This is a genomic window from Clostridium sp. CCUG 7971 (assembly GCF_017590215.1).
Classification (GTDB): domain Bacteria; phylum Bacillota; class Clostridia; order Peptostreptococcales; family Peptostreptococcaceae; genus Faecalimicrobium.
Genome location: NZ_JAFFPK010000006.1, coordinates 1 through 12986, shown reverse-complemented (window position 1 = coordinate 12986; position 12986 = coordinate 1). Strand labels below are relative to the sequence as shown.

Sequence of the window (12986 nt, the reverse complement as noted above, 5' to 3'; positions counted from 1 at the left end):
TTATAAATTATATTGATATACAATATATTATATAAAATAGTTTTTATATTTTATAATAGGAAATTTTAAATGGGGGGATTTAACATGAAAAGATATAAAAGTATTATATTTGATATAGACGGAACAATATTAAATACAGAAAAAATGAATTTGATTCCACTTAAGAGATTAATAAAAGAAGAGAAAAATATAGATATGAATTATGAAGACTTACTGTTTGCTTTAGCACTACCGGGGAAAAAAACATTAGAGACATTGGGTTTTGAAGATATAGAATCTTCATATGATAAATGGGTAAAGTATGTAAATGAATATGAAGAAGGAGCAACATTATTTACTAATATAGATTGCGTAATAAAAGATATTTATTCAAATAATATACTTTGTGGGATTGTTAGCTCTAAAAATAGAGCTCAATATGATATAGACTTTATGCCAACAGGACTACATGAATATATGAGTATAGTAATATTAGAAGATGATACAATAAATCATAAACCACATCCAGAACCTCTTGAAAAAGTAATACAAAAACTAAAAATTAATCCAGAGGAAGCTATATATATAGGAGATTCATTATCTGATTACAATTGTGCAAAGTCATGCAACATGGATTTTGGCCTTGCACTTTGGGGAGCTAAAAATCATATGGATATAAATGCAGATATAAATTTAGAAACTCCTAGTGATTTATTAAAATTAATAATAGATTAATACACACTTCTTTAGGGAATAAATAAAATATAAAATTCTTGAAGGAGTTGATATTATGAATAAACTTGCTACATTTTCAGGTGGATGTTTTTGGTGTATGGTAAAGCCATTTGACAAATATGATGGAGTATTAAAAGTTGTATCTGGATATACTGGAGGACATACAAAAAAACCAACATATGAACAGGTTTGCACAGATACTACAGGTCATATAGAAGCTATTCAAATTACATATGATGAATCTTTAATAAGCTATAATGAACTTTTAAATATATTTTGGAAACAAATAGATCCAACAGATGAGCATGGGCAATTTAATGATAGAGGACATAAGTATAAAACAGTAATATTCTATCATGATGATACTCAAAAAGAACTTGCCATTAAATCTAAAGAAAGCTTAGAAAAAAGCAATAAATTTAATAAAAAAATTGCAACACAAATAGTTCCAGCCAGTGCATTTTATGAGGCTGAGGATTATCATCAAAATTATTATAAAAAAAATCCACTTCATTATGATATGTACTATAAAGGTTCTGGAAGATATGACTTTATAAAGAACAATTGGTCTGAGAGTAAATATAATAAGAATGATCTAAAAAAAATTTTAACTCCTATCCAATTTGAAGTAACACAAAATGATAAAACAGAACCGCCATTTAAAAATGAGTACTATGATAATAAGGAAAAAGGAATATATGTAGATATTATAAGCGGAGAAGTGCTATTTTCATCTAAAGATAAATTCGATTCTGGTTGTGGATGGCCAAGTTTTTCAAAACCTGTTGATGATAAATCTATAGATGAAAAATTTGATTTTTCTCACGGAATGTATAGGGTAGAGGTAAGAAGTAATAAATCAGATTCTCATTTAGGTCATGTATTTGATGATGGACCAAAAGAATTAGGTGGTCTTAGATACTGTATAAACTCTGCATCACTTAAATTCATTCCTCTAGATAAAATGGATGAAGAAGGATATGGATATTATTTAGATAAAATATAAAAAGCAAAAATAACTATTTATATTTGTTGACACTAGTAAAGTATACTACTACAATTGAAATATAAAATAAAATACTTGCCAAGTGACGTTAACGAGAGATACTTTTTAATTAAAGAGCCGAAGAAGCAATTTGGAAAACTTCCAATTTTTCAAAGAAACTTTCAGGCAAATATATCGTTAACCGATGGATCTCTGGAAAGACCTTATATTAAATATAAGGCACCGAAGAAGCAATAATACCGAGTATTAAAACTTTCAGGTACAAGAAACAGAGGATATAGGAATATTACTTAATATACCTATATCCTTTTTTTATGTTGAAGTAATTTATATTTTAAAGGGAGATTTAAAGTATGGAAAATTTAAAGAAAACGCATTTAGCAGGTCAGCATGAATCTTTAGGGGCAAAGATGGTAGATTTTGCAGGATGGTTTATGCCAATAGAATATGAAGGATTAAAAAAAGAACATGAAGCTGTAAGAAACCATTCAGGTATATTTGATGTGTCACACATGGGAGAAGTTGAAATTAAAGGAAAGGATGCAAAAGAATATATTCAAAATTTAGTAACAAATGATGTTTGTAAATTAGAAAATAATCAAGCCATGTATACCTTTATGTGTTATCCTCATGGAGGAGTAGTTGACGATTTATTAGTTTATAAATTTAATGAAAATTACTATTATTTAGTTATAAATGCAAGTAATATAGAAAAAGATTTTAATTGGATGAACGATAACAAAAAATGTTACAATGTAGACATTATAAACATATCTAATAAAGTTTCAGAAATTGCAATTCAAGGACCTTTATCTCAAGAAATACTTCAAGAAATATGTAATGAAAATTTAGACGAAATTAAACCATTTTACTTTAGAAATAATATAAATGTTAATGGAGTTAATGCTTTAATATCAAGAACTGGATACACAGGGGAAGATGGGTTTGAAATATATTGTAAAAATGAAGATGTAGAAAGCGTTTGGGTAAAACTATTAGAAGTAGGTGAAAAAAATAACATAAAACCTTGTGGACTTGGATGTAGAGATACCCTAAGATTTGAAGCATGTCTACCTCTTTACGGAAATGAATTAAGTAATAAAATTACACCACTTGAAGCAGGTTTTTCATTTTTCGTTAAATTAAATAAAGACGATTTTATAGGAAAAGAAGAATTATTAAGACAAAAAGAAAATGGATTAGACAGAAAACTTGTAGGTTTTGAAATAATAGGAAAAAATATAGCAAGACATGGATATGAAGTTAGTATTGAAGATAGAGTAATAGGCTACGTTACAACTGGATATAAATCACCAACTTTAAATAAATGTATAGGATTAGCTCTTATAGATTTTAATTATGCTGAAATAGGAAAAGAAATAGATATAATAATTAGAAATAAGAAAGCAAAAGCAAAAGTCATAAATAAGAAATTTTATATTAAACCAACATTAACTCATGTATAAAGGGAAGTATTAAGATTGTTTAGATTGATATTAAATTTATTATGGGGGCTAAATTATGTTTAAATATATACCACTTACAGAAGATGATAAATTAAAAATGCTAAATGAAATAGGAGTAAAATCTATAGACAACTTGTTTGATGATATACCTTATGATTTAAAGTTAAATAGAAAATTATACTTAGAAAGTTCAAAGAGCGAGATGGAAATATGCCAAAAATTAAAAGATTTGTCTAAAGAAAATATAACAACAGAAGAAATGACTTGCTTTTTAGGAGCGGGTGCATATGATCATTATATACCATCATTAATAAAACATGTAACATCAAGATCAGAGTTTTATACAGCTTATACTCCATATCAAGGGGAAATAAGTCAAGGTACATTACAGGTTATATTTGAATTTCAATCTATGATATCTGAACTTACAGGGATGGATATATCTAATGCATCTATGTATGATGGTGCAACTGCAAGTGTTGAAGGTTGTTTAATGGCTATAAATAGCTCTAAAAATAAGAAAAAAATATTAGTATCTAAAGCTATAAATCCAGAAATTATGGAAGTTATAAAAACATATATGAGATTTAATGAAATTGAAGTAATTGAAATAGATTATGATAAAGTAAGTGGAAGAACAGATGCAGATAGCTTAAAAGCCTATATAGATAAAGAAAGTGCATGTGTGTTAATTCAAAATCCTAACTTCTTTGGAGTAATAGAAGAAATGGAAGATATAGAAACTATAACACATGAAAATAAAGCAATGCTTGTTATGAATGTAAATCCAATATCTTTAGGTATCTTAAAACCTCCTGGCGAGATTGGTGCAGATATAGCTGTTGGGGAAGCTCAACCATTAGGCAATCCTCTAAATTTTGGAGGTCCATATTTAGGTTTTATAAGTACTAAATCTAAAAATGTAAGAAAATTACCAGGAAGAATAGTTGGAGAAACTGTTGATTTAGAAGGTAAAAGAGCATACGTATTAACTCTTCAAGCTAGAGAACAACATATAAGAAGAGGAAAAGCTACATCTAATATTTGTTCAAATCAAGCATTAAATGCACTTGCTGCAACTGTGTATATGGCAACTATGGGATATAAGGGGTTAAAAGAAGTAGCAAATCAATGTATTCAAAAGTCTAACTATACTTACAATGAATTAATAAAAACTGGCAAGTATAAAAAGGTATTTACAGGAGAATTTTTTAATGAGTTTGTGCTTAAATCAAAATATAATACAGACTTAATCAATGATAGTCTTATAAAAGAAAACATAATTGGAGGATACAACTTAGAAAATAAATATAATGAACTTAAAAATTGCTCTTTATACTGTGTTACAGAAAAAAGAAGTAAAGATGAAATTGATAATTTAGTTAATACTATATCTAACATGAGCTTTGATAATAGTGAAGAAAAATTTAAAACTATGGGGGATATATAAGTGAAAGATTATAATAAATTATTAATAGAAATCTCAAAAGAAGGAAGGTGTGCCTACTCACTTCCTCCATTAGATGTTAATGGAAATGATAGTCTAATTTCAGATAAATTAAAAAGAAAAACTACACCTAAACTTCCAGAAGTTAGTGAAGTAGATGTAGTTAGACATTTTACACTTTTATCAAATAAAAACTTTGGAGTTGATACTGGATTTTATCCATTAGGTTCTTGTACTATGAAATATAATCCTAAAATAAATGAAGATGTAGCATCTCTAGACGGATTTACAAATATACATCCATACCAAAATGAAAGAACAACACAAGGGTCACTTAAAATAATGTATGACTTTTCAAATATGATAAAAGAAATAACTGGAATGGATGCTATAACATTACAACCTGCAGCAGGATCACACGGAGAATTAACAGGGCTTATGCTTATAAAGTCATATCACGAAAATAGAGGAGATTTTAAAAGAAATAAAATAATAGTACCTGATTCAGCACATGGAACAAATCCAGCGAGTGCAAGTCTATGTGGATGTAAAATAGTTCAAATAAAATCTGATGAAAATGGATGTGTGGATATAAAAACTTTAAAAAAAGTATTAGATGATGAAATATGTGCACTTATGCTTACAAACCCAAGTACATTAGGTATATTTGAAAAAAATATATCTGAAATTGCAGATTTAGTACATGAAGCGGGAGGCCTGCTATATTATGATGGTGCAAATATGAATGCTATTATGGGAATCACTAGACCTTCAGACATGGGGTTTGATGTTGTTCATTTAAATCTTCATAAAACATTTTCGACACCTCATGGAGGCGGAGGGCCTGGAAGCGGGCCAGTAGGAGTAAAAAAGGATCTTATACCATTTTTACCAGTGCCAATAATCGAAAAAAATGATAATGGATATACACTAAACTATAATAAAGAAAAATCTATAGGTAAGATAAAGAACTACTATGGAAATTTTGGTGTTATATTAAAAGCTTATTCTTATATATTAAGTATGGGGGCAGAAGGATTAAAATTAGCAAGTGAAGTAGCTGTTTTAAATGCAAACTATTTAAAAGAAAAATTAAAGAAGTATTACACTTTACCTTTTGATACTGTATGCAAGCATGAATTTGTATTAAGTGGAAAAAATCTGGGAGAAGTAACTACTATGGATGTTGCAAAAAGACTATTAGATTATGGATACCATCCACCTACAGTTTATTTCCCAATTATAGTAGATAGTGCAATAATGATAGAGCCAACTGAGACAGAAAGTCTAGAAACTTTAGATAAATTTGTAGATTCAATGATTGAAATTTCAAAAGAAATTAAAGAACAACCAGAAATTTTAAAGGCTGCTCCTCACGATACAATAGTTAGAAGAATAGATGAGACTAGAGCGGCTAAAAAGCAAGTATTAAAATGGTAAAATTATAGTTTTAAAAATAGCTTACATATAATAATTTGTAGGCTATTTTTTATTGGTTATAAAAGTTAATTAATTATTATATAATGTGTATACTGTTTTTTTATATATATTGTGATATATTTCATAGTATAAGAAAAATATAAACTATATAAAAATATATTTAGTAGTATGAGATTTTAGGGGGACGAAATGAGAGAATTATTAGAAGTAAATCCTATAATAGGAGCTATAAAAAATGATACTGAGATGGAGCAAGTTATAGAATCAGATTGTGACATTGTATTTTTGCTAAATGGAGATATACTTACACTTAGAAAAAAGGTTAAATATTTACAAAAACATGGTAAAAAGGTTTTTGTTCATATAGATATGATAACAGGAGTATCATCTAGCCCGGTAATAGTAGATTATGTAAAAAATGAATTAAATTTAGATGGTATAATAACAACAAAAACAAATATCGTTAAAAGAGCTATAGAATTAAATTTAAACGTGGTTCAAAGATTTTTCTTTATAGATTCTATATCTTTAGAAAATGCAATTGAAAGCTTAAAAAAAGTAAAGCCACAAGCTATAGAAATTATGCCTGGGATATTGCCAAAGGTCATAAAAAAAATGAGTAAAGAATATCCAAATATACCTATAATATGTGGGGGACTTATAGATGAAAAAGAAGAGATAATTAAAGTATTATCTTGTGGAGCGATGGCAGTATCAACAAGCAAAATAGAAATTTGGTAATTTTAATTACCCATAGTTTTAGATTTAAAACAAAAAAATGTGTTTGATATTTATCTAACGATGTTTTTAATTGACTGGAAAATGTTTTCATGATAATATTTAATTAACTTAACACTGGGCGAGAGAAGAGAGAGCCGTACTATTGAAAATATAGGCTCTCTCTGTTTTTTGTCCACTTCATTTTAATGATATTAAAAATTAAGGGGGAAGTTAAAATGAAAAAGACATTGACAGGAGAATGCATTTCAGAGTTTATTGGTTCATGGGTACTAATTTTTATAGGATGCGGAAGTGTTGCATCACTTGTACTAAGCGGAGCAAGTATTTCTCAATGGGAAATAAGTATTATTTGGGGTTTAGCAGTTACTATGGCAATCTATGTTACAGGAGCAGTATCAGGAACTCATATAAACCCAGCAGTTACAATTGCTTTAATGGTTTACAGAGATTTTCCAAAGAAAAAGGTTATACCTTATATAATATCTCAAATAACGGGATGTTTTTTAGGAGCAGCTACAGTATATTTATTATTTAAAAATTTATTTTTATCTTTTGAAGCATCAAATAATATAGTTAGATCAAGTATAGATGGTTTAGCTACAGCAGGAATCTTTTCTACATATCCTCATTCAGAAATAAGCATATTCACGGCTTTACTTACAGAAATTATAATAACTATGTTTTTAGTAATGGTAATATTAGCAGTAGGAGAGGCTAGAAATAGTAATAAGCCACTATCTAATTTAGCTCCAGTAATGATAGGATTAACTATTGCTATAATAGGTGCAAGTTTTGGAGTTTTAACAGGATTTGCTATGAATCCAGCTAGAGACTTTGGTCCCAAGCTATTTGCAATAATAGCAGGATGGGGAACTAATGCATTGGGTCAAAATATGTACTTCTGGGTTCCTATAGTAGGACCTATAATAGGTGGATTATTTGCAGGTTTTGTATTTGATAAAGGTATAAAAAGGTACATGGAAGCAGAAGAAATAACACAAAAAGCAAAATAAATTAGTAAAATTTATTAATATATATTAAAATTATAATAATAAATTGGAAAATATAATTAAATTTAAACATAGTTAAACTTTAAATAACAAAATTGGAGGAATAAAAATGGAAAAGAAATATATAATGTCTCTAGATCAAGGTACGACTAGTTCAAGAGCTATTTTATTTGATAAAGAAGGAAATATAGTATCATCATCTCAAAAGGAGTTTACTCAATACTATCCAAAGCCAGGTTGGGTAGAGCATAATGCAATGGAAATATGGGGAAGTCAAAGTGGCGTAATGAGAGAAGTTATAGAAACTAATTCTATAAGACCGGAGGAAGTAGCTGCTATTGGTATAACAAATCAAAGAGAAACTACTGTAGTTTGGGATAAACACACAGGTAAACCAGTGTATAATGCAATAGTATGGCAATGCAGAAGAACTTCAGCAATATGCGATAAATTAAAAAAAGATGGCTATGATAGTAAAATAAAAGAAAAAACAGGTCTTTTAATAGATGCATATTTTTCAGGAACAAAAATAAAATGGATATTAGATAATGTAGAAGGTGCTAGAGAAAAAGCAGAGAATGGTGATTTACTATTTGGTACTATAGATACTTGGCTAATATGGAATTTAACTCGTGGAAAGGTACATGTAACGGACTATTCAAATGCTGCTAGAACTATGCTTTATAATATAAAAGAATTAAAATGGGATGATGAGATACTTGAATTATTAGGTATACCAAAATCAATGCTTCCAGAAGTTAAACCTTCAAGTTGTGTATATGGATATACTGATGAAGCAATGCTTGCAGGAGCTCAAATTCCTATATCGGGATGTGCAGGAGATCAACAATCAGCATTATTTGGGCAAACATGTTTTGAAGAAGGTAGCGCTAAAAATACTTATGGAACAGGATGTTTCATGTTAATGAATACCGGTGAAAAAATGGTTGAATCTAAAAATGGACTATTAACTACTATAGCGTGGGGAGTAGATGGAAAAGTTGAATACGCTTTAGAAGGAAGTATCTTTATAGGAGGAGCAGCTATACAATGGTTAAGAGATGAGCTTAAAATACTATATAATGCAAAACAAAGTGAATTTTATGCTAAATCTGTAGAAGATACTAATGGTGTATATGTTGTTCCAGCATTTGCAGGTCTTGGAGCTCCTTATTGGGATATGTACGCTAGAGGTTCTGTAATGGGTCTTACTCGTGGAGCTAATAGAGAACATTTAGTAAGAGCTACTTTAGAATCAATAGCATATCAAGTAAAAGATATATTAGAAGCAATGCAAGAAGATTCAGGTATAAAACTAAAAGGTCTTAAAGTTGATGGTGGAGCAAGTGCTAATGACTTCCTAATGCAGTTCCAATCAGACATATTAGATGTAAATATAAATAGACCTAAAATTGTTGAAACAACTGCTTTAGGAGCTGCATATTTAGCAGGACTTGCAGTAGGTTTTTATGAAAACAAAGATGATATAAAAAATTCATGGATTATAGACCAAGAATTCGCTCCTAATATGAGTGAGAATAAAAGAAAAGTCTTATATAAAGGATGGAAAAGAGCAGTACAAAGATCTTTAGAGTGGGCAAAAGAAGATGAAGAATTTGAAAAAGAGTTAGCAGAAATAAAAGGATAAATTATTAAAATTAAATATTTAGATAAGAGAGCCTTCTATACAGTGTATCGGAAGGCTATTTTTTATGAGTAAATTTAAGGCAAAGAACATTTTTAGACAAAAAACAATATAATAATACAAAGTAGTGATTTATCTGCTTAACTATATAGAAAGGAGTAAGATATAATGTCAGAATTAAATACAATAAAGGGTATAGATATAAGTAACTGGTCAGGAAATATAGATTTTTCTCAGGTAGCTAGTAGCGGAGTTGAGATAGTATATATCCAAGCCACTGAAGGAACTTATTATATAGATCCATACCTTCATGAATTTTATAATGGAGCTAAGGAAAATGGTCTTAAGGTAGGATTTTATCATTTTTTTAATCCAGGATTTTCACCAACTCCAAATGAACAAGCACAATACTTTGTAAATGCATTAAGTGGATTAACTCCCGATGCTAGATTAGTTTTAGATTTAGAAGAAACCGGTGGATTAAGCAACTATGAATTATCAAACCAAGCAATAGAGTTTTTAGAAGAAGTAAAGAATATAAGCGGTTTAGATGTAGCTATATACACGTATACAAATTTTGCACAAACAAAGCTAAATCCAGAATCTGGCCTTGGAAATTATCCACTATGGGTTGCAGAGTACGGAGTAGACTACCCTTCTAGCAATCCAATATGGAGAAATAACTACGCAGGATGGCAGTATTCAGATACAGGAAATGTACCTGGTATAAGTGCAAATACAGACTTGGATAATTTTAAAAATGAAATACTATTAGATAGTAGCTCAAACTTACCAGGAGATATAAAACCTAGTTCTAATAATAGTCATGTTATATACTATGTAGTTCAGCCAGGAAATACATTAAGTGGTATAGCTCAAAAATTTAATACAACATATGATAAAATAGCATTAATAAATAATATTTCAAATCCTAATTTAATATACCCAGGTCAAACCTTAAAAATATATAGTTCTATACCTACAACCATAAAAAAAGAGGTATTTAATCAAACTTATATAGTTCAGATAGGAAATACATTGACTTCAATAGCTAAAAAATTTGAGACTACCGTTAATGAATTAGTAAATTTAAATGATATACCAAATCCAAACCTAATCTATCCAGGACAAGTTTTAAAAATACCTACAAAATCAGGGAAAAAATATTCAGCATCATCTTCAAAACAATATCTTAAAACTTATATAGTTCAATCTGGCGATAACTTAACTTTTATAGCTAGAATGTTTAATACAACAGTTGATGAACTAGTTAAACTAAATGGGATATCAAATCCAAACCTAATCTATCCAGGACAAGCTTTAAAAATACTATGTTCAGGACAATCACCAAAGGATAATAATTTTAGAGGCATATATGTGGTAAAATCAGGAGATACTCTAAGCGGCATAGCTAAAAAATTTAATATGACAGTTAATGGATTAGTTATATTAAATGATATACCAAATCCAAACTTAATTTATCCTGGACAAGTTTTAAAAATATAATAATCAATAAAAATGCAAGAATATTAGAAATAATAGATAAAAATGGAATTGAAAATATTATAAACACAGATGGAGAATCATTTACAAAACCTTGGTTTGGACAATTAATGACAGATCCACAAGTAATGGCATATTTAGTTCAATTAGATACCTGGTTAAATGAATATAATGTAAAACTTGAAATAGACTAAATATAAAAGGAATTGATAACTTTATCAATTCCTTTTATATTTAACATATACTATTATTAGATAAGTAATTATTTAGGGGGAATATATTATGGAAACAAAAGTATTAAATTATTTTGTTTCAAGTGAACTAGATGAAAAGGACTTAAAGGGTATAGAAATAAATCCATTAGAATTAAAGGCACTAACATTAAAAGATGTAAAAGATTTAAATGATAAAAATAGTTCAAAAGAAATGAATATAAGTTCAAAAGAGTTTGAAGGATTATTAAAATCTGCTAGGAAAAAAATAACTGAGGCTTTAATAAATGGAACTTCCATTATTGTAAAAGATGAAAAGGAAATAAGGCCTGAGGATATAATTACAACGCTTTGTACTTTTAGATGTGCTACATGCGGTAGTATTTATACTATAAATTACGAAAAAGAAGATATAATATGTCCAATATGTTTTTCAACTAAAGTAATGACTAGTGAAGAAGCTGGATTTATAAAAAACCAATATAAATTTATAAATAAAAATAGGAAGTAGCTACTTCCTATTTTTATTTATAAGCAATATTAAATATATTTTTTACATCATTAGAATCTAATAATTTGATACATCCTATATTTCCAAAACGTGTAGCTTGAATAGACATTTTATCAAATAATGAATCATCATTTATGCCAAGTTCTTTCATAGTTGTAGGCATATTTAATTTTCTAAAGAATTCCTTTATTTCATAAATACCTTGTTTTGCAGTTGATTCTAGATTATTTTCATCATACTTAACTTTAAATACTTCACTAGCAAAAGTAGCAAAACGTTTTAAATCATATTTATAAATGTACTCCATCCAAGCCGGTATTATAACTGATAAAGTTGCTCCATGAATTGCATTGTAATGAGCACTTAATTCAGTAGCTATCATATGGGAAGCCCAGCAGCTATTTCTACCAGTATCTAATAAACCATTGTGAGCTAATGTTGATGCCCACATTATTTCAGATCTAGCATTATAGTTAGTTGAATCATTTACTAAAATTAATCCATTATTAATAACAGTTTTCATAAGAGCTTCACCTAGCCTATCAGTAAGTTCAACATTTTCTGTATTAGTAAAATATCTTTCAATAGCATGAGATAATATATCTACTACACCACAGAAGGTATGGTACTTAGGTAAAGTTAATGTTAATTCTGGATTTAATATAGCAAACTTTGGCCTAAGTAATGGACTTAAAATATCAAACTTAGAATTAGTTTCAGGATTAGTGATTACAGCACCAATACTACCTTCACTTCCAGATGCAGCTATGGTTGGTATTACTCCTAAGGGAAGTACTTTATCTATTTGTATATTTTGAGTAAATAAATCCCAAACATCGCCACTATAATAAACACCTGCAGATATAGCTTTAGCGGTATCTATAATACTACCGCCACCAATTGCAAGAACTAAATCTATATTTTCATCTAAACAAATTTTAACTCCTTCCCTTACTTTGTCTATTGTAGGATTTGGAACTATACCAGATAATTCAAAAAACTCTATGTTATTATTAGTTAAGGATTTTTTAACTTTGTTCATAAGTCCAGACGATTCAACATGATTACCATTACTTCTTACAATCAATATTTTATTTCCATATTTTATGCATTCATCACCAATATTATTTTCATTATCTTTACCAAATATTATTTTAGTCTCAAAACTCCATTCAAAATTATTCATTATTTCTCCTTTATCGTAGTAAGTATTATATTAAGAAATGGTATTATTAGTATAATACCATAATTAAAAACTTAAAAGTACATAGATATATAATAAAAAAAGAAG

Annotated in this window: 11 protein-coding genes and 1 riboswitch; of the genes, 10 read left to right on the top strand and 1 reads right to left on the bottom strand. The window is 28.5% G+C overall.

Annotated elements, in window-relative coordinates:
* The first annotated feature begins 84 nt into the window (after positions 1 to 84).
* From JWF52_RS00805 to JWF52_RS00760, 10 genes are all read left to right on the top strand, one after another.
* Positions 85 to 714, top strand: coding sequence for an HAD family hydrolase (locus JWF52_RS00805; protein ID WP_208331465.1), 630 nt, complete (start codon positions 85 to 87; stop codon positions 712 to 714).
* A 55-nt stretch (positions 715 to 769) separates the two neighbouring features.
* Positions 770 to 1720: a peptide-methionine (S)-S-oxide reductase MsrA gene (gene msrA / locus JWF52_RS00800; protein ID WP_208331464.1), complete on the top strand. Its 951-nt coding sequence runs from the start codon at positions 770 to 772 to the stop codon at positions 1718 to 1720.
* Positions 1721 to 1802: 82 nt separating this feature from the next.
* Positions 1803 to 1907, top strand: a riboswitch (glycine riboswitch).
* A 166-nt stretch (positions 1908 to 2073) separates the two neighbouring features.
* Complete coding sequence (gcvT, locus tag JWF52_RS00795) at positions 2074 to 3186, top strand: glycine cleavage system aminomethyltransferase GcvT (RefSeq protein WP_208331463.1); 1113 nt, start codon at positions 2074 to 2076, stop codon at positions 3184 to 3186.
* Between the two features lie 55 nt (positions 3187 to 3241).
* A complete protein-coding gene (gcvPA, locus tag JWF52_RS00790) occupies positions 3242 to 4636 on the top strand; it encodes an aminomethyl-transferring glycine dehydrogenase subunit GcvPA (protein WP_286183929.1) in 1395 nt (464 codons plus the stop codon).
* The gene (gcvPB, locus tag JWF52_RS00785) at positions 4637 to 6073 is read left to right on the top strand and encodes an aminomethyl-transferring glycine dehydrogenase subunit GcvPB (protein WP_208331462.1); all 1437 of its coding nucleotides are present in this window, start codon (positions 4637 to 4639) and stop codon (positions 6071 to 6073) included.
* Between the two features lie 189 nt (positions 6074 to 6262).
* Positions 6263 to 6814 carry a glycerol-3-phosphate responsive antiterminator gene (locus JWF52_RS00780; RefSeq protein WP_208331461.1) on the top strand — a complete coding sequence of 184 codons (552 nt, stop codon included), beginning with the start codon at positions 6263 to 6265 and terminating at the stop codon, positions 6812 to 6814.
* Between the two features lie 215 nt (positions 6815 to 7029).
* A complete protein-coding gene (locus JWF52_RS00775) occupies positions 7030 to 7827 on the top strand; it encodes an MIP/aquaporin family protein (RefSeq protein ID WP_208331460.1) in 798 nt (265 codons plus the stop codon).
* 106 nt (positions 7828 to 7933) lie between these two features.
* Entirely contained in the window at positions 7934 to 9472 is a 1539-nt protein-coding gene (gene glpK, locus JWF52_RS00770; RefSeq protein WP_208331459.1) for a glycerol kinase GlpK, read from the top strand.
* Positions 9473 to 9637: 165 nt separating this feature from the next.
* Positions 9638 to 10975, top strand: a complete 1338-nt coding sequence (locus tag JWF52_RS00765; RefSeq protein ID WP_208331458.1) for a LysM peptidoglycan-binding domain-containing protein — start codon at positions 9638 to 9640, stop codon at positions 10973 to 10975.
* A 279-nt stretch (positions 10976 to 11254) separates the two neighbouring features.
* A complete protein-coding gene (locus tag JWF52_RS00760) occupies positions 11255 to 11695 on the top strand; it encodes a DUF134 domain-containing protein (protein ID WP_208331457.1) in 441 nt (146 codons plus the stop codon).
* 13 nt (positions 11696 to 11708) lie between these two features.
* Here JWF52_RS00760 and JWF52_RS00755 read toward each other — a convergent pair whose 3' ends face one another.
* Entirely contained in the window at positions 11709 to 12881 is a 1173-nt protein-coding gene (locus tag JWF52_RS00755; protein WP_208331456.1) for an iron-containing alcohol dehydrogenase, read from the bottom strand.
* Positions 12882 to 12986: the final 105 nt, after the last annotated feature.